Below are 18,926 nucleotides of genomic sequence, written 5' to 3' on the forward strand. Positions count from 1 at the left end.
AGCTTTCTTCAGGCGTAAACGACGGAGGTGATTTCGTAGCTCCGGTCACCGCCCGGCGCAGGCACGGAAACCGTATCGCCCAGCGATTTGCCGATGAGGGACTTTGCCAGCGGGGAGGAGATGGAGAGAAGGCCCTGCTTGATGTCGGCCTCATACACACCGACGATCTGGTAGCGCACTTCCTTCTCGGTTTCCTCGTCAATCAGGGTGACGCGAGCGCCGAACTTGACCTGATCGCCGGACAGCTTGGATGGATCGATCACCTCGGCTGTAGAGACGATTTCCTCAAGCTCCAGCACGCGCCCTTCAATGAAGGACTGGCGCTCGCGGGCGGCATGGTATTCCGCGTTTTCCGAGAGATCACCATGCTCACGTGCTTCAGCGATTGCACGAATAACGGCGGGACGTTCCTCAGACTTGAGATGACGGAGTTCGTCCTCAAGTCGCTGCAGGCCGGACGCGGTCATCGGGGTTTTCTGCAAGGTGCCAATCCTCGGAAAGCGGAACACAAAAAGAAGACCAGACCAGCATGAACGCCAGTCCAGCCCAGGGTGAAGAGGGATATTCCCTCACGATCTTCTGAAAGACGTGAGCCTTACATCAGATCGTTTCAGAGCGGTAAACATACCGGAAGCAGGCGAGGGACGTGCAATCAGAACGTCCCACTCCTCCTTAGAACGATCCATTAAAGTAGGACTGAAGCGGCGCAACTTCAAGCGGACCCTCGCGCATCGCTGCAATCGCATGGATTGCAGCGCGGGCTCCGGCCATTGTGGTGAAGTTCGGCACGCCCATCGTCAGGGCAGAGCGACGAATGTCATAGCTGTCTTTCACGGACTGACCGCCCTGCACCGTGTTGATGACCATCTGGACTTCGCCGGAGCGGATGGCGTCCACGCAATGTGGACGACCTTCCAGCACCTTGTTGACGATCTTCACTTCAATCCCTGCATCACTCAGACACTTCGCCGTGCCGCGTGTCGCCAGAATGGTGAAGCCCATGTCGGCCAGCATCCGCCCCAGACGCGGCAGGTGCGCCTTGTCGCCGTCACGCACCGACAGGAATATCGCCCCGGACATCGGCAGCTTCACGCCTGCCGCAAGCTGCGACTTGGCGAAGGCCCGCTCGAACGATGTGTCGAGACCCATGACTTCACCGGTGGAGCGCATTTCCGGGCCAAGGATCGTGTCCACGTCCTGGAAGCGATGGAACGGGAAGACGGCTTCCTTCACGGCGACATGAGGCACCACGGCCCGGTCATCCAGCGTGAATTCGGACAGCTTTGCACCCGCCATTACGCGGGCACCGATCTTCGCCACCGGAACGCCAGTCGCCTTCGCCACGAAGGGCACGGTGCGCGATGCACGCGGGTTCACTTCCAGAACGAAAATGTCCTGCCCCTTGATCGCATACTGCACGTTCATCAGACCGACGATGCCCAGTTCACGCGCCATCGCCTCGGTCTGCGCTTTCAGTTCGGTCACGATGGCCGGGGAGAGCGTGTAGGGTGGCAGAGCGCAGGCGCTATCACCGGAATGGATACCGGCTTCCTCAATGTGCTCCATGACCCCTGCAACATAAACCTCTTTGCCGTCGGCAATGCAGTCCACGTCGGCTTCAATGGCGTCGTTCAGATAGTGGTCGATCAGAACCGGACCATTCGCCACTTCCGCACCGGCAAGCTGCAACGCCACTTTCATGTAGCGCTGGAGGCTGGCGCGGTCATGCACGATCTCCATCGCCCGACCACCAAGAACGTAGGACGGACGCACAACGACCGGATAACCGATCTGCTCGGCGATATCCTCGGCTTCGGCAGGGGACCGCGCGATGCCGTTGGCAGGCTGACGCAGACCGAGCTTGCGGAGAAGCGCCTGAAAGCGCTCACGGTCTTCGGCACGGTCAATCGCATCGGCAGGCGTGCCGAGCAGCGGGATACCGGCTTCTTCCAGAGCGCGTGACAGCTTCAGTGGCGTCTGACCGCCATACTGCACGATGCAGCCAAGAACCTCGCCCGTCTCCTGCTCACGACGGATCAGGGCCACAACATCCTCGCCCGTCAGCGGCTCGAAATACAGACGGTCAGAGGTGTCATAGTCGGTGGAAACCGTCTCAGGGTTGCAGTTGACCATGATCGTCTCAAGACCGGCTTCACGCAGAGCGTAGGCGGCATGGACGCAGCAATAATCGAACTCGATGCCCTGACCGATGCGGTTCGGACCACCGCCGAGGATCACCACTTTCTTGCGTGAGGTCGGGTCGGACTCGCAGACCGGCTGGCCGAAGCGGTTCTCGTAGGTCGAATACATATACGGCGTGGCGGAAGCGAACTCGCCCGCGCAGGTGTCGATCCGCTTGTAGACAGGCTTCACGCCAGCTTTCTCACGCAGGGCGGCTACTTCCTTGGCCTGCGTGCCGGACAGACGGGCAAGCTGCACGTCCGAGAAGCCCATGGCCTTCAGACGACGCAGACCGTGAGCGTCTTCCGGCAGCCCCTTGTCGAGGACTTCCTTTTCCGCCTGAACGATCTTTTCAAGCTCACGCAGGAACCACGGCTCGAACTTGCAGGCCGCTGCAATCTCATCCACCGAGAAGCCTGCACGGAGCGCCTGCGCCGCCATCAGGATACGCTCCGGACGCGGCTGAGACAGTTCGGCGCGGAACGCATCCACGCCACCGTCGCCGGGAGCTTCGACCGGGTCGAGACCGACAAGGCCGGTCTCCATGGAACGCAGGCCCTTCTGGAGTGCTTCCGGGAAGGAACGACCGATGGCCATCGCCTCGCCAACCGACTTCATGGAGGTGGAGAGCAGGGCAGGGGTGCCGGGGAATTTCTCGAACGTGAAACGGGGGATCTTCACGACGACATAGTCGATGGTCGGCTCGAAGGAGGCCGGGGTCGAACCCGTGATGTCGTTGGTCAGCTCGTCCAGCGTGTAGCCCACAGCCAGCTTCGCCGCGATCTTGGCAATCGGGAAGCCCGTCGCCTTGGATGCCAGTGCGGAAGAGCGCGACACGCGCGGGTTCATCTCGATGACGACCATACGGCCATCCTTCGGGTTCACACCGAACTGCACGTTCGAACCACCCATCTCGACACCGATCGCCCGCAGACAGGCGATCGAGGCGTCGCGCATCCGCTGATATTCCTTGTCGGTCAGCGTCAGGGCCGGAGCGACGGTGATCGAGTCACCGGTATGCACACCCATCGGGTCGATGTTCTCGATGGAACACACGATGATGCAATTATCCGCCTTGTCGCGGACCACTTCCATCTCGAACTCTTTCCAGCCGAGCACGGACTCTTCAACCAGCACTTCCGTCGTGGGCGAGGCATCGAGGCCGCCGGTGACGATCTGGTCGAACTCTTCCTTGTTGTAGGCGATACCGCCGCCCGCGCCGCCCATGGTGAAGGACGGACGGATGATGGCCGGAAGCCCGACATTCTTCAGCGCCTCACGGGCTTCATCCAGCGTATGTGCAATGAAGCTCTTCGGGCTTTCGATGCCGATGGCGTCCATCGCCTCGCGGAACTTCTGACGGTCTTCGGCGCGGTCGATCACATCCGCCTTCGCGCCGATCAGTTCCACATTGTGCTTCACGAGAAAGCCGGAAGCATCCAGCGCCATCGCCGCGTTCAGCGCCGTCTGGCCGCCCATGGTCGGCAGGATCGCGTCCGGCTTCTCCTTGAGGATGATCCGTTCCACGAATTCCGGCGTGATCGGCTCGATATAGGTCGCATCCGCCAGACCCGGATCGGTCATGATCGTCGCCGGGTTCGAGTTCAGCAGGATGACGCGATAGCCTTCCTCGCGCAGCGCCTTGCACGCCTGTGCTCCCGAATAGTCGAACTCACAGGCCTGACCGATAACAATCGGACCGGCGCCGATGATCAGGATAGAGCGGATATCTGTCCGTTTGGGCATGATCAGTCCTTTTGGTCAGTCGTCTGAGTCGGCCGGGTCGGTGCCCATGGTCCGAATACGGTGAAGATAGTTTTCAAACAGGGGAACGGTGAACGCCGTCTCGCCATGAGCCGGGCTGTAGACCATGCCCTTGCGGATCAGCGTTGCACGCACAGGGGCCACGGCCTGTGTGCGCGAGCCCATATGTTCGGCGATTTCGCCGGAGCGGTGCGAGCCTTCGCCCAACTCCGCCATGGCCTGACAGTATTCCCGTTCACGGGGTGTCAGACGCGCATAACGCATCCGGAAGAAGCCCCCGTCCAGCGAGGTGAGCGATACTTCTGTCGCTACATCAATATCGCCTTTGAGGATGTGATCGCCATGCGCCACGTTCCACGCATGGTAAGCCCATTCCTGAAGAAAGTAGGGATAGCCCCGGGTAATGCGCACGACTTCCGCCACGGCTTCCGGTGTGAAGTCCACGTTTTCCCGTGCCGCTGGCGTACGGAGCGCATCTGCACATTCGGTCGGTGACAGCGGTCCAAGAACCGGAAACTCGAACAGGCGCTCGGCATAGGATTTGGCCTGTCCGATCAGCGAGACCAGATGCGGCAGGCCCGCGCCGACCAGTACGATCGGCAGGCCTTCACGCATGACGCGATGCATCGCCATGATGAGTGCTGACAGATCGGCCTCGGACAGGTTCTGGATCTCGTCGATGAACAGCGCCACACCAGTATGGCGGGACTGCGCCGCTTGACCGAGGGCGGAGAGCATGTCGGGCAGATCGATCGTCAGATCGCCCGTATCGGCCGTTCCGTGTTCCGGTTCCACATCCAGTGTAATGCTGAAACCAAGCACTGACTGGATACGCAGACCGCTGGCGAAACTTTTCAGAACGCGCAGGCCACGTTTGACCTGTTCCGTGACGGCTCCCAGACGGTCCAGTTCCAGCATCATCCGGCGCAGGTGAGGAGCCAGCGTTACGCCAAGCGGTTTTTCTTCCTCTGCTTCGACAAAGCAGGTCAGATACCCGGCGCTTTTCGCAAGCTGTTCGACGCGCGCCAGAACAACTGTCTTGCCCACGCCCCGCAGACCGGTCGCGATGAAGCTACGCGCACTCTTACCGGCAAGTGCACGCTGCAACACGATTCCGGCCTGTGTGAACAGGTCTTCCCGCCCGGCAAGCTCGGGAGGAGACGCGCCTGCTCCGGGGACGTAAGGGTTACGAACAGGATCCATGCGGGAAGGCTCAGGCGGCCTTTCCGTGTGTGTCGATCAGCGCCACGAACCGTTCAAACAGATAGAAGCTGTCGGACGGACCGGGGCTGGCTTCCGGGTGATACTGCACGGAAAAGGCCGGAAGTGTAGTCGAAGCGATGCCTTCGTTCGACTTGTCGAACAGGCTGATGTGCGTGACCTTTACGTCGTTCGGCAGCGACTTTTCATCGACGGCGAAACCGTGATTCTGGCTGGTGATCTCGACCTTGCCGGTCTCGATATCCTTCACGGGCTGGTTCGCGCCACGATGGCCCTGCGCCAGCTTGTAGGTCTTGGCACCAAGCGCCTGAGCGAGAAGCTGGTGGCCAAGGCAGATGCCGAACACGGGAATGCCCGCATCCAGAACGCCGCGAATAGCGGGGACGGCGTAAGGCGCCGTGGCTGCCGGATCACCGGGGCCATTGGAGAGAAATACACCTTCCGGCTTGAGCGCCAGAATTTCCTCGGCGGAGGTCGTTGCCGGCACAACGGTGACATCACAGCCAGCGGTTGTCAGGCACCGGAGAATGTTCCGCTTCGCGCCATAATCGACCGCGACAACCTTGCGACGTTTGGCGGGCAGCGGCTTGGTGCCGGACGGCCAGTTCCACACGCCTTCGGACCATGTGTAGGGCTTGTCGCACGTCACGGTCTTGGCAAGGTCCATGCCTTCCAGACCCGGCCATGCGACCGCTTTTGCCTTGGCGGCGTCGAGGTCGATCTGACCGTTGCTGACAGCCACGAGAACGGCAGTCTGCGGACCGCCGTCACGGATGCGGAGGGTCAGCGCGCGCGTGTCAACACCGCAGATGCCGGGGACATTGCGTTCTTTCAGCCAGGCATCGAGGCTTTCGGTCGAGCGCCAGTTGGCCGGCTCCGTCAGGTCCTGCTTTACAACAAGACCGCGTGCGGCAACACGAAGGGCTTCGTCGTCATCGCTGTTCGTGCCGACATTGCCGATATGCGGGAAGGTAAAGGTGATGATCTGTCCGGCGAAGGACGGGTCGGTCAGGGTTTCCTGATAACCGGTCATGCCGGTGGAGAAGCAGATTTCACCGATCGCTTCGTCGGTCGGTGCGGCGCCAAAGCCGATTCCCCAGAACACCGTGCCATCGGCGAGGACGAGGGCGGCTGTCGCTCCCTCCGGAACATCAGTGGCGGAGCTTGCACGCTGTTCGGACATGGTCGGTTTCCGGTTAGGGGACTCGGGAAGGGATGGAGAAGATGCGGCTGATGCTGGCTGAAGTTCATCGAGTGAAACGCCAGCAGCCCGGGCCACAATGGGCCAGTGTTTGGGAGGAATCGTACGCGCCTGACGCCATTTGCGCACGGCTTCAGTGCCCACACCAGTCAGTGCTGCGATCTTTTCAGGACCGCCGATCCGTTCAATGATGGCTTCGACAGACAGAGACATGGCTTGCTTACTCCCTACCGAGAGGACTTCTAGCAGTCTGAAACGGTGGTGGGAAGAAAATTCCCAACCCGAAAATTATGGTGGGAATTTTCTTCTCTCAGGCAAAATCCATGAGAGAGCAGTTCATCGTGCTACGCAGTCGATGCCATGCCGCAAAGCTTTCCCACGTTAAATAGCAGATACTGAAGCCTACTTTCCTGTTGATTGGATACGAAGACGATTGCGCTATGGGCGTTGGTCCAAAGGCGTGTGAGAATCAATCAAGTGTATCAGTTGAGGAGAGGCGGCCGGCCATCCAATCGGAATACTTCGCCATGTCGATGTGAATACATCCAGATTTATCGATATAATGTTCTGAACATTTTGATACCCATAAAGCCATCACACCTTTAGTATGTTTCGGTAACGATATGATGGGGTGCGTGATGAAGTCACTCAAAGTGCTTGCGGTTGTTCTCGGTTTTGGCTGTGCGACAGTAGCGCACGCTGACGACACAATTCGAATCATGGCCCCTGTCTGGACAGGGTTTGCGCCGGTTTTGGTTGCTCAGGATCTGGGGTATTTCAAGAACGCCCATCTTTCCGTCGATCTGAAATTCTCTGACGAACGCTCCGATGTTATGGCTGCTATGGCGCATGGTTCCATCGAGATAGAAATGCGCGCTCTCAGTGAATATCAGGGAAGGCCGCGGGACGAGACCACGCCGGGCATCGTCATCGGCTCTATCGACCGCAGCCTTGGTGGGGATGGGGTGATTGTTGACGGTTCTATCCACGACGTCAGTGACCTCAAGGGCAAGATCGTTGCCTCGGAAAGCAATATTCCCGGTCGTCTTCTCTTGCAGATGGAACTGCACAAGCACGGCATGACGCTGGCCGATCTCAAGATGAAGGAAATCCTGACCTCCGACAGTGTGGCAGTATTTGCAGACCCGAGTATTGCGGCAGTCGTGACCTATCAGCCTTTTTTGCAGCAGATACTGGGCATTTCAGCAGATCGTCATCCAAAGGAACTGGTGTCGTCAGCGGATTATCCTGATTACATCGTGGATGTTCTCGTGGCTCGCAATGACGACCTGAAGGCTAATCCCGACAAATACAAGCGTTTCCTGAAGGCTTTGTACAAGGCTGTGGCCTATTACAAATCCAATCCGGAAGACTTTGCGAAGATTGCTGCGCCTCACTTCGATCTCTCGCCCGATGACTTCAAGAAAAGCGTCGTGGGGAGTCTTGAATATACGGATCTGGCGCAGTCCAAAGCCTATATGGGCACACCGAAAAAGCCGGGGAAAATTAACGAGATCTTTGTCACCCTCATGGGGCTGAACATCGAAAATGGAGCTGCCTCCGTTCGTCTCGACCCAGCGCATTCCATCGATAGCAGCCTGATTGCCGAGATTTCTTCTCCATGACGGCATCGGCTTCTTCCTCTCGGAAATATCCCGGCAGCCTGTTTCGTTTCCGGGTGCCAATCCCCCAAAGCGCAACGCTGCTGGCAGCATTGATTGGAGCGGCAGCTTTTCTCGGCGGCTGGCAGTTGCTGGTGTCACTACACGTGGTGGCACCCGCCTTCCTTCCCACGCCACTCAAGGTCGCGCAGACTTTCATCCGTATGTGTACGGATGGCTCGATGCTGCCCAATACGGTGGTGTCCGTCAGACGTGTGTGGCTGGCTTTTATTCTTTCGGCTCTGCTGGCCGTGCCACTGGGAATCCTGATGAGCGGATATCGCATAATTGGCGCGACACTGGAGCCAATGATCGATTTTATCCGCTACCTTCCAGTGCCGGCGCTCGTGCCGCTCGCGATCATCTGGTTCGGGGTGGGTGAGACAACCAAGATCTTCCTGCTGTGGCTTGGGACGTTCTTCCAGCTCGTTCTCATGATCGCTGCTGACATGAAGCGTATTCCCAACGAATATTTCGAAACGGCTTACACACTGGGCGCTCGGCCAAGGGAGACACTTCTACCTGTGGCGCTTCCGGCCATGCTGCCCCAGCTCATGGACAGCATGCGTATAAGTCTTGGCTGGTGCTGGACCTATGTCATCATTGCGGAAATCGTTGCTTCCGATAGTGGTCTTGGCTTCGTCATCTGGACGGCGCGACGCTTCATGAAAACCGATCAGGTCATGGCTGGTGTCATCATGATCGGCCTGATTGGTCTTGTAACAGACCAGTGTCTACGCCTGCTGCACCGCAAGCTCTTCAGGTATCAGTGAATATGGAACAGATCTCACCCTATCTCCAGTTCCGGAATGTCACGAAATTCTTCGGAGACGTCCCGGTCGTGCAGGAACCGTTCAATCTTTCCATTCCTTCTGGTCATTTCACGGTTTTTCTCGGTCCATCCGGGTGTGGCAAGACCACGCTCATGCGAATGATCGGTGGCCTTGATACGCCGACTTCCGGAGAGATTCTGCTTCAGGGAACGCCTGTCGGTGAGCCGGATATCCGTCGCGGCATGGTGTTTCAGTCCTACTCTTCCTTTCCATGGCTGACAGTGCGCAAGAATATCGAGTTTGGCATGCGTTTTCGCAGAGACCTCTCGGCCAGTCAGAAGAAGGACCGTGCGGAGCACTTCCTCAAACTGGTCGGATTGGGTGATTTTGCGAAGAGCTTTCCGTCGCGCATTTCAGGCGGTATGCGGCAGCGCGTAGCAATCGCCCGGACGCTCGCTGCAGATCCCGATGTGCTGCTGATGGACGAACCCTTCGGTGCACTTGACGCCAATCTGCGCGAGGATCTTCAGTTCGAACTGCGGAAAATTCAGAAGAGTTCAGGGAAGACCACAATCTTCGTGACACATGATGTCGAGGAAGCCGTTTTCCTTGCTGATCGGATCATAGTGTTCGGACCCCGTCCGGCGCATGTCATTGCGGATATCGACGTGACTTCTTTGATCGGTGCAGAAAGAAACGAAACCGTGCGCGACAGCGAGCAGTTTTTCCATCTGCGTACCGAGATACTGCACCTTCTGCGAGGCCGTCAGGTGAGGGAGATTGCCGCATGATGATAGATTTTTCGAATAAGTCTGTTTTCATCACGGGAGCAAGTCGGGGGATAGGCCTTGGCGTGGCACAGGCTTTCGCGCGCGCAGGGGCATCCCTGACACTTCTCGCTGACGACGATGCGATTTGCGATGTGGCCGCCTCTCTCAAGGGGAAGGCTGTAAAAGCAGATATCGGAAACGCGTCCGCTATCGCTGAAGGTCTGCGCGATCACGGACCGATGGACGTTCTGATCAACAATGCCGGACTGGAACGGCTGACCCCGCTGGAGAATCAGGACGCCGAAACCGTCGCCATGTTTGAGCGGATCATCCACACCAATGTTGTCGGCACCTATCATGTCACGCGTCTGGTGCGTCCTCTCATGCGGGCTGGAGGCGCTGTCATCAACACGGCGTCGATCTGGGGCCGTGTAGCGGAACCGCTTTTTGGCGCCTATGTCGCTTCCAAACACGCCATCATCGGTCTGACAAAAACCTGGGCGCTTGAGCTTGGGGCGCATGGTATTCGCGTCAATGCCGTAGCGCCGGGTTGGGTGCGCACGGAGGCCGCCATGCGCTCTCTGGCGACGATGTCGGAACGGAGCGGGAAAAGCGAAGAGGGCTGTCTGAACGACATTATCGCAGCTCAGGCTCTTCCGGGCCTCATGACGGCGTCGGATGTAGCGGATACCTATCTGTTTCTTGCGTCTCCCCTCGCAGCAAGCATCACCGGCCAGACGATCCAGATCGATCGCGGCGAATATCCCCTGTAGGTTCCAATGAAAATACAGTCCTCACATCAGCATGTTCTTGTGACAGGAGCTTCGTCAGGGATCGGGCTTGCCATTGCGCAGGCGTGGTCAGTGGCTGGGGCCAATGTGATCGGCCTGGATCGTAAAGCACCTGTTGAGGGGCTTGATGGTCTGGAAGTCGATCTGACAGATGTCGCAGCTTTGCAAAAAGCCGTCAGCGATGCTGCGCAGCATCTGGAAAACCGGATCGACGTTCTGGTCAACTGCGCGGGCATCATGATCGAAGAAACGCTTCAGGATTTAACCAGTGAAGCACTTGATCTTACGCTGGCAGTCAATCTGCGCGCCCCCTTTCTGGTGACGCAGAACGCCCTGCCTTTCATGGGCGAAGGCGGGTGTATCATCAATATTGCGTCCGAACTGGCCTATCTCGGGCGCGCCGGGGCTTCAGCCTACTGCGCCACCAAGGGGGCGGCCCTGTCCATGACGCGTTCATGGGCGCGCGAGCTTGCGCCTCGCATCCGGGTCAACGCCATCGCACCCGGACCAGTCGATACACCGCTACTAAATTTCGCCCAGCAGGATGCCGCTACACAGGCTCAGGATCTTTCCAATCCACTGGGGCGTATCGGACGACCTGAGGAAATTGCCCGGGTTGCTCTCTTTCTCGCGTCTGCGGACGCATCCTTCATCACGGGCCAGTGCCTTAACGTGGATGGCGGCGCCGCCATGCACTGACCTGCTTTCCGTTCGGAGGCTTCAGACTATCATGTCCAGAACTGTCAAACTTTCTGAACTTACCTGGCCAGATTTTGCTGACCGTATGGCGGAAAATCCTGTGGTGTTCCTGCCGATCGGCGCCACGGAACAGCACGGCCCGCATCTGCCGTTGAATGTCGATCAGGTTCTTCCCACTGCCGTCGCCGAACGGGTGGCGGAAAAGGTCGGCGGGCTGGTCGCTCCGACACTGCCCTATGGCTACAAATCGCAGCCGCGCTCTGGGGGCGGCGAGCATTTTCCCGGCACCATCGGGCTGGACGCCAATACGCTCACCCTCGTCATCCGCGATATCGTGTGTCGGCTGGCGCATCATGGTGTCAAACGGATCGTTCTCGTGAACGGTCATTTCGAAAATGCCTGGCCTGCCGTGGAAGGTCTCGATCTCGCCATGCGCGATATCCGACGCGACGGGATCGAAGATCTTATCGCCATGCGTCTGGAATACTGGGATTTTGTCGAACGTGCGACGCTCGATCGCCTGTTTCCGGAAGGATTTCCCGGCACGGAACTCGAGCATGCAAGCCTGCTCGAAACCTCGCTGATGCTGCTCGTGCGAGACGATCTGGTTGATATGAGCAAGGTCCCCAATGATGGGCCTGCCACGTTCCCACCCTATGATCGCTGGCCGCTGCGTGCGGATTTTGTTCCTCCCTCGGGCGTATTGGCCAAGGCGCAGGGATCGACTGCCGAAAAAGGGAAGTGGCTGATGGATGATCATACACGTCTGCTGGCGGAAGCCATCAGCAAGGAGTTCGGACTATGACCCATCATGGTGAAACCCATGTGATCGATGCCAGTCAGGTGCCCCGTTTTGCGGGTGTTCCGACTTTCATGCGGCTCCCGCTGGCCAGTAGCGCAGAGGGTTACGACGTCGTTTTCACCGGCATTCCGTATGACGGCGGCACAACCAATCGTTCCGGTGCGCGCCACGGTCCGCGTGAAATGCGCAATGCCTCTTCCATGATGCGGCAGGTCAACGCCAACGGGATCGCTCCCTATCAGTCGCTGAATGTGGCTGATATCGGAGATTGTCCGGTCAATCCGTTCAATGTGACGGAATGCCTCGACATGATCACCGCACATTACGCTGCCATTGCGGCCGCTGGTGCGGTGCCCATCACGGCGGGTGGCGACCATCTTGTCAGTCTGCCCATCCTGCGCGGCCTTGCGGCTGAGCGTCCTGTCGGGCTGATCCACTTTGACAGTCATACCGACACCGGTGACGCCTATTTCGGGAAAAACCGTTATACGCACGGCACTCCTTTCCGGCGTGCTGTGGAGGAAGGGCTGATCGACAGCAGTCGCACGCTTCAGATCGGTCTGCGTGGTTCGCTGTATTCTCCCACCGATTATGATTATGCCCGTGAAGCCGGGTTCCGCCTGATCCTCATGGATGAGGCGGTGGACCTTGGGCCGGACGGCATCATCAGCGCCATTCGTGAGCGCGTAGGGGACGGCCCCGTTTATGTGTCGTTCGATATTGACTGCCTTGACCCTTCGGTTGCTCCAGGCACAGGCACGCCGGAGGCAGGAGGCTTTCTGATGCGTGAAGCACAGAAAATGGTCCGGGGTCTCAATGGTCTCGATATCATTGGTGCCGACGTCGTGGAGGTGTCACCCCCATTCGATGTAGGAGGCATTACGTCTCTTGCCGGTGCAACAATGATGTTTGAGCTGCTCTGTGCTGTTGCGGCAGGAGAGAAGGCATGAAAAACGGTTACGACAGCGGTCGCCTTGATCTGCCTTTTGTCGGGATATGCAGCTTCGGAAAATATCCGATACAGACTGACTGGTCCGCCATCGATGCGGACGTCGCAATCATGGGCGCGCCATTTGACTGTGGCACCCAGTGGCGCAGTGGCACACGTTTTGGTCCCCGCAGCATCCGCGAAGCTTCAACCCTCTTCGCTTTTGGCCATGCAGGAGCCTACGATCACGAAGATGATCGGGTCTATCTGGATGGAACAGGAGGTCGCATTGTCGATATAGGCGATGCCGATATCGTGCATACGGATACGGAGCGGAGCCACGCGAACATTGAAGCAGGTGTTCGCGCCATCCTTGCTTCGGGAGCGTTGCCGGTGGTTCTGGGTGGCGATCATTCCATCAACATCCCCTGCATCCGGGCGTTCGATGATCAGCCCCCGATGCATCTTATCCAGATTGATGCACATCTCGACTTCGTGGATGAGCGTCAGGGGGTTCGTCATGGTCACGGTAACCCGATGCGCCGTGCGGCAGAGCAGTCTTACATCACTGGCATGACGCAGATCGGTATCCGTAACGTGTCTTCCACAGCGCGCGAAGGTTATGCAGATGCGCGTGAGTTTGGCTCGGATATTCTTAGCGTGCGGCAGGTGCGCAGAATGGGGCTGGAAGCCCTGCTTGAGCGTATTCCTGCTGGTGTGAACTATTATCTTTCCATTGATATTGATGCTTTCGATCCTTCCATTGCTCCGGGAACAGGCACGCCAAGTCATGGAGGCTTCCTGTATTATGAAATACTGGAACTGCTTGCGGCGCTTGCTGAAAGAGGCCATGTCGCAGGAATTGATCTGGTGGAAGTGGCGCCGGATTATGATCCTGCCAAGATAACACCCATACTGGCAGCACAATTGCTGCTTAATTTTATCGGACGCATCCTGTATTTCAGGAAGCATGAGTCCTAAACATCCCCCATCGGCGCATTCCCTCCTGTCTGCCCAAAAAAAGCAGGCTGCTCCCGGCGCTACGAGGATGCGGCGGTTCGACAATATTGATCTGCGCCTCTTGCGGGTGTTTGCGACACTTGCGGAAACGGGCAGCTTTGCGGCTGCCCAGATAACACTCAATCTCAGTCAGTCCACCTTGAGCACCCATCTGGCCGCGCTGGAACAGCGACTGGGCGGGGCGCTTTGTCTTCGGGGACGCAAGGGCTTTCGGCTGACACCTCTGGGCGAGGAAACGGTCGAGGCAATTCAGGATCTTTTTGAAAGTATCGACACTTTTCAATCCCGGATCAGTCAGGCTCCAACCGAATTGGGGGGTAGGCTGCGGATTGGTACGATTGGAGGGATCATAAACAGTCCCGAGATGGCTCTTCAGCATGTCCTGGCGCGTGTCGTGGCTCAGATCCCCAACATTCATATCGATCTGCGACTGGGTGTACCGCAGGATCTTGAGCTTCAGGTGGCGGACGGGACGCGCGATGTCGTGGTGGGGCCTTTCGCACGTCACGCTCCCGGCGTGCAGTATGTGGAGCTTTGTGAAGAGCCGCACGCTTTATATTGCGGCGACCAGCATCCGTTCTTTGTCATGAAAGATTCTGATATTTCGAAAGACATGATTGATCAGGCCCGGTTTTCCGTAAGGGCCTATCGCAAGCTTGAGGATCTTCAGCGTATCCGTCATCCACGCGCCAGTGGCAGCATTGTGCATATGGAGGCGCAACTGATGATGATTCTGTCAGGAAGTTTTATCGGATTTCTGCCTGAGCAGGCAGCGTTCCCCTACGTCAAGAGCAAGCAGATGCGGGCCATAAAGCATGATATATATAAATTTTCATCAAAGCATTATGTCGCGTTTAGAACGATAGATGAGAAAAACAGAATAATAAATACATTTGTCGATGAGATCATCAAAAGATGCCGTATTGGAAAGTGAATATATGAATTTTACTGGGTTAAATGAACTGTTTTTCTGTCCTTCCATTCTTCTGCAATCGCATGCTTTTTGACATCATTTAAATCCCGGTTTCAGGAGCGCATCGCTACCAGATTGAGTGTGAAACACAGCGCTTTTTCTTGGAAAGCGCGTCCGGGAGGCGGACTGCCTTGAAGCAGTTTTCCTTGACCAGCCTGAGAATAAGGGAGACACCCCCTGCACCTGATTCACTTTACTGGAGGCCTGATCCCATGATCGATATCCGCACCCGCATTGCAGAAGAAACCAAGACCGCCATGAAGGCCGGTCAGAAAGAGCGCGTCACCACGCTCCGCATGATCGGCGCGAAAATCAAGGACGCCGACATCGCTGCGCGCGGGCAGGGCAAGGAGGCGCTCTCGGATGATGACATCACCTCTACGCTCCGCAGCATGGTCAAGTCCCGTCAGGAATCTGTGAAAATGTACCTCGAAGGTGGCCGGGAAGACCTCGCTGAAAAGGAACAGCACGAAATCGAGGTCATCCGTGAATTTCTGCCGCCGGAAATGGATGAAGCCACGCTGAAGGCCGCTGTCGAAGCCGCTATCGCCGAGGCTGGCGCTTCAACGATGAAGGACATGGGCAAGGTCATGGGTGCGCTGAAATCAAAATTCGGCGCTTCCCTCGACCTCGGCCGCGCAAACGGTCTCGTCAAGGCCGCTCTCTCCGCCTAAATCATGGTCGCATGAGCCTTGATGCCGCCTTCCTCGACGAACTCCGCGCGAGAACCCCACTCGCGCCCCTGATCGCTCGTCGCGTCAAGCTCACGCGCTCAGGCCGCAACTGGAAGGGGTGCTGCCCCTTCCACGGCGAAAAAACCCCGTCCTTCTACGTCTACGACGACCATTTCCACTGCTTCGGATGCGGCGCGCACGGCGACGCCATCTCCTTCGTCATGCAGATCGAAGGCAAAGGCTTTCCCGAAGCCGTCGAAACCCTCGCCGCCGAGGCTGGACTCAGCGTTCCCAAGCCCAGCCCCAAGGCCCGCGAGGAAGCCGCCCGCCAGAAAACCCTCGGCGACGTGCTCGAAGCCGCTCAGCGCATCTACACCCAGGACCTGCACCAGCCCGCTGGACGCCCCGGCCTCGACTACCTCCGCCGACGCGGCCTCACCGACGAGACCATTGCCGCCTTTGGTCTCGGCTGGGCCAGTGATCGCCGCAACGCCCTTGTGGACGCCCTCAAGCCTCAGGGCATCACCCCGGAAGCGATGGCCGAAGCCGGCCTCATGCGTCTCGACGAGCAGGGACGGCCCAAAGGCGAACTGTTCTGGAACCGCGTGACGTTCCCAATCCGTGATCGTCGCGGCGATCTCGTCTCCTTCGGTGGCCGCATCCTCGGCGATGGGCAGCCGAAATACCTCAACGGTCCCGAAACCGCGCTCTACTCCAAGCGCCGCCTCCTGTTCGGCTTCGATCGCGCTCGACCAGCCCTCCGCGCCGCCCGCCCCAGAGGCGCGCCGCCCGTCGAGGCTCTGGTCGTTGAAGGCTACATGGACGTCATCGCCCTCCATCAGGCCGGTTTCACGGGTGCTGTCGCCCCGCTCGGAACGGCCATGACGCCCGAGCAGCTTGAAGTGCTCTGGCAGGCGACACCCTCTCCCATCCTCTGCTTTGACGGTGATTCCGCCGGTCGTCGCGCAGCCGTTCGTGCCGCCGAGACCGCACTGCCTCTCATCTCTGCTGATCGTGGCCTGCGTATCTGTCTGCTTCCCGAGGGCGAGGACCCTGACAGCCTCCTCCAACGTCGTGGACGAGACGCTGTTGCGGCACTGTTCGCTCAGGCCCGCCCTCTGGCCGACATGCTTTTTGACCTGCTTGCTGAAGGCACGCCGGCTCAGCCGACACCGGAGCAGCGCGCTGCTCTCCGTGGTCGCCTCACGCAGGCCGCCGCCAAGATTGAAGACAAGACGCTCGGCGGTGAATATCGCTCCACGCTTCTCGACCGATTTTTTCAGACCTACCGCCAGAAACGTCCTGCGTATGGCGGCGGACGGTCAGGAAAGACTGGTCCTGTTCTGCCCGACATCAGTCTGGGTGCGAGGGCGGAAACCCCCTTTAGCGGTGACAGGGGTAGTCTGGAGAAATTGACGGACCTTGTGCTGCGTTATCCTTGGCTTGCTGAGCGTATCGGAGATGCTTGGTGTCGCCTGACGTTACCGGAAGATCTGACCGAACTGCGTTCTGCGATCATGATGTTCGTGGAGGATGATCTGGACGCCGAAGGGCAGTTTCATCCAGAAGATATACATGCAAGACTGATGCAGGTTTTGTCGGTTCAGGGGTTGAGTGAGAAGGCTGAGGCTGTAATCAGGGCTTCCTGTAGTCCGACAACGGATCGTCAGCCTGATCCCGCGACTGCTGACGAGACGCCGGAAATGCAATGGTGGCACTTTTATGCTAACGTCAATCGGTCGGAGTTTGAGGCTGATGTTGTGCGGGATACGGAAGCCTGGACGAAAAACGGGATGGACCCCGATGAGTGGGACAGGCTGAAATCCCGAATCGACGCGCTGGCGGCGTTGCGGCGCATGGAGGACGGGTTCAGTTGAAAAATCGTGTGTTACAGATGCAACACACAGATAACTTGCCTGTTTGTTGAGGAAGCAGCCTTGACTTCCGTGGTTGGATCGACCACCTCCACGCTGCCTTATTCTTTATGTGTGCATTTTGTGCTGTCCTGTTTTCCTTCTTCAGGAAGCGGGCAGAGGGAGACTATCCAGGGATGGCGACTAAGACTGCAGCCGGGACGACCACCACGTCAGGTGAACAGGACGGGGACAATGCACTCCTCGATACCCGCTCCGGCGCTGTTAAACGTCTGATAGCCAAGGGCCGGGAGCGTGGATACATCACGTTCGACGAGCTGAATGCGGTTCTTCCCCAGGATCAGATGTCTTCCGAGCAAATCGAGGATGTCATGGCCATTCTCTCCGAGATGGGCATCCAGGTCGTAGAAAACGAAGATAACGACGAAACCGAGACTCCGGCGGAAAAGACAGCCGAAGGCGAGGAAGAGGAAGCCGAGGAAGAAGAGGCCGAAGCCGAGGCCGGGACCGAAAGCGCTTCCGGCAATGTCAGCGAAAACCTTGGTCGCACCGATGATCCGGTCCGCATGTATCTGCGTGAAATGGGGTCGGTCGAACTTCTCTCCCGTGAGGGCGAGATCGCCATCGCCAAGCGCATTGAGGCTGGCCGCAATGAGATGATCGGCGGACTCTGTGAGAGTCCGCTCACCTTCCGTGCCATTATTTCCTGGCATGAGCGCCTCAAGGTCGGCGACATGCTCCTCCGCGATATCGTCGATCTTGAAGCCATGCAGGCTGAGCAGAACGGTCCGGAAGGCGTCCCTGCCGAGGGTGAGGACGGCGAAGAGAACAGCGAAGACGAGACGGATGATGCGGAAGACGCAGAGGAAGTCGATGGAGCCGAAGGGGAGGGAAGCGGTCTTTCCCTGTCGGCTCTGGAAGAAAAGCTGAAGCCGGATATTCTTGTTCAGTTTGATGAGATTGAGCCGCTCTACGAGAAGCTGCAGAAGATGCAGAGCAAGCGTCTCGATGCGCTTGTGGCGGGTGAAGAAACCACCGACAAGATCGAAGCTGACTATCAGAAGCTGCGACTGGAGCTGGTGGCGAAGGTTGAGCAGGTTCACCTGCACAATAACCGGATCGAAGAGCTGGTCATGCAGCTCAAGGAGCTGTTCCAGAGTCTGAACGCCTTTGAAGGCAGAATGCTCCGACTGGCCGAAAGCTGCAAAGTCTCCCGCGACGACTTCCTGCTGAAATATCGTGGCCATGAGCTTGAGCCGGGCTGGATGGACATGATCACCACGCTTCCGGGCAAGGGATGGAAAAACCTTGTTACGAAGCACACAGACACGATGAATGATCTGCGGACGCAGGTTGCCGAACTGGCGCAGGATACCGGTCTGTCTGTTGGCGAGTTCCGTCGTGTTTACGCCACCGTCGCCCGTGGCGAGCGCGATTCAGCCCGCGCCAAGAAGGAGATGATTGAGGCCAATCTGCGTCTCGTGATCTCGATTGCCAAGAAATACACCAATCGTGGCCTTCAGTTCCTCGACCTGATTCAGGAAGGCAACATCGGCCTGATGAAAGCGGTAGATAAGTTTGAATACCGTCGTGG

General features: G+C 58.1%; 16 protein-coding genes. 12 read left to right on the plus strand and 4 right to left on the minus strand.

Features of this window, described 5'->3' with window-relative positions:
• Positions 1-8: 8 nt before the first annotated feature.
• The 4 genes from greA to carA form a co-directional block, all read right to left on the minus strand.
• Positions 9-482 carry a transcription elongation factor GreA gene (greA, locus tag B3759_RS15460; RefSeq protein ID WP_010666570.1) on the minus strand — a complete coding sequence of 158 codons (474 nt, stop codon included), beginning with the start codon at positions 480-482 and terminating at the stop codon, positions 9-11.
• Between the two features lie 190 nt (positions 483-672).
• Complete coding sequence (gene carB, locus B3759_RS15465) at positions 673-3,927, minus strand: carbamoyl-phosphate synthase large subunit (protein WP_291367310.1); 3,255 nt, start codon at positions 3,925-3,927, stop codon at positions 673-675.
• Positions 3,928-3,942: 15 nt separating this feature from the next.
• Positions 3,943-5,148 carry an ATP-binding protein gene (locus tag B3759_RS15470; protein WP_010666568.1) on the minus strand — a complete coding sequence of 402 codons (1,206 nt, stop codon included), beginning with the start codon at positions 5,146-5,148 and terminating at the stop codon, positions 3,943-3,945.
• 10 nt (positions 5,149-5,158) lie between these two features.
• Positions 5,159-6,580 (minus strand): glutamine-hydrolyzing carbamoyl-phosphate synthase small subunit, encoded by a 1,422-nt coding sequence (gene carA / locus B3759_RS15475; RefSeq protein ID WP_291367313.1) that lies wholly within the window; start codon positions 6,578-6,580, stop codon positions 5,159-5,161.
• Positions 6,581-7,005: 425 nt separating this feature from the next.
• Between carA and B3759_RS15480 the strand changes: the two genes are divergently transcribed.
• The 12 genes from B3759_RS15480 to B3759_RS15535 all read left to right on the plus strand — a co-directional run.
• Positions 7,006-7,992, plus strand: a complete 987-nt coding sequence (locus tag B3759_RS15480; RefSeq protein WP_291367314.1) for an ABC transporter substrate-binding protein — start codon at positions 7,006-7,008, stop codon at positions 7,990-7,992.
• Complete coding sequence (locus tag B3759_RS15485) at positions 7,989-8,801, plus strand: ABC transporter permease (protein ID WP_291367316.1); 813 nt, start codon at positions 7,989-7,991, stop codon at positions 8,799-8,801. Before B3759_RS15480 ends, B3759_RS15485 begins: the two co-directional genes overlap by 4 nt.
• 2 nt (positions 8,802-8,803) lie before the next feature.
• The gene (locus B3759_RS15490) at positions 8,804-9,592 is read left to right on the plus strand and encodes an ABC transporter ATP-binding protein (RefSeq protein WP_291367318.1); all 789 of its coding nucleotides are present in this window, start codon (positions 8,804-8,806) and stop codon (positions 9,590-9,592) included.
• Positions 9,592-10,344: an SDR family NAD(P)-dependent oxidoreductase gene (locus B3759_RS15495; RefSeq protein WP_291367441.1), complete on the plus strand. Its 753-nt coding sequence runs from the start codon at positions 9,592-9,594 to the stop codon at positions 10,342-10,344. The genes B3759_RS15490 and B3759_RS15495 overlap by 1 nt, the downstream gene beginning before the upstream one ends.
• 6 nt (positions 10,345-10,350) lie before the next feature.
• Positions 10,351-11,061 (plus strand): SDR family NAD(P)-dependent oxidoreductase, encoded by a 711-nt coding sequence (locus B3759_RS15500; protein WP_291367319.1) that lies wholly within the window; start codon positions 10,351-10,353, stop codon positions 11,059-11,061.
• Positions 11,062-11,092: 31 nt separating this feature from the next.
• Positions 11,093-11,866, plus strand: coding sequence for a creatininase (locus B3759_RS15505; protein ID WP_291367320.1), 774 nt, complete (start codon positions 11,093-11,095; stop codon positions 11,864-11,866).
• The gene (gene speB, locus B3759_RS15510) at positions 11,863-12,813 is read left to right on the plus strand and encodes an agmatinase (RefSeq protein WP_291367321.1); all 951 of its coding nucleotides are present in this window, start codon (positions 11,863-11,865) and stop codon (positions 12,811-12,813) included. Before B3759_RS15505 ends, speB (B3759_RS15510) begins: the two co-directional genes overlap by 4 nt.
• Positions 12,810-13,772 (plus strand): agmatinase, encoded by a 963-nt coding sequence (speB, locus tag B3759_RS15515; protein WP_291367322.1) that lies wholly within the window; start codon positions 12,810-12,812, stop codon positions 13,770-13,772. Before speB (B3759_RS15510) ends, speB (B3759_RS15515) begins: the two co-directional genes overlap by 4 nt.
• Positions 13,762-14,745 carry a LysR family transcriptional regulator gene (locus B3759_RS15520; protein WP_291367324.1) on the plus strand — a complete coding sequence of 328 codons (984 nt, stop codon included), beginning with the start codon at positions 13,762-13,764 and terminating at the stop codon, positions 14,743-14,745. The genes speB (B3759_RS15515) and B3759_RS15520 overlap by 11 nt, the downstream gene beginning before the upstream one ends.
• 251 nt (positions 14,746-14,996) lie before the next feature.
• Positions 14,997-15,458 carry a GatB/YqeY domain-containing protein gene (locus B3759_RS15525; RefSeq protein WP_291367326.1) on the plus strand — a complete coding sequence of 154 codons (462 nt, stop codon included), beginning with the start codon at positions 14,997-14,999 and terminating at the stop codon, positions 15,456-15,458.
• Between the two features lie 11 nt (positions 15,459-15,469).
• Positions 15,470-17,335 (plus strand): DNA primase, encoded by a 1,866-nt coding sequence (gene dnaG / locus B3759_RS15530; protein WP_291367328.1) that lies wholly within the window; start codon positions 15,470-15,472, stop codon positions 17,333-17,335.
• Between the two features lie 173 nt (positions 17,336-17,508).
• On the plus strand, positions 17,509-18,926 hold a 1,418-nt coding region (locus B3759_RS15535; protein ID WP_291367330.1), incomplete at its 3' end, for a sigma-70 family RNA polymerase sigma factor.

The sequence above is a fragment of the Acetobacter sp. UBA5411 genome (genome assembly GCF_002409645.1).
Taxonomy (GTDB): Bacteria; Pseudomonadota; Alphaproteobacteria; order Acetobacterales; family Acetobacteraceae; genus Acetobacter.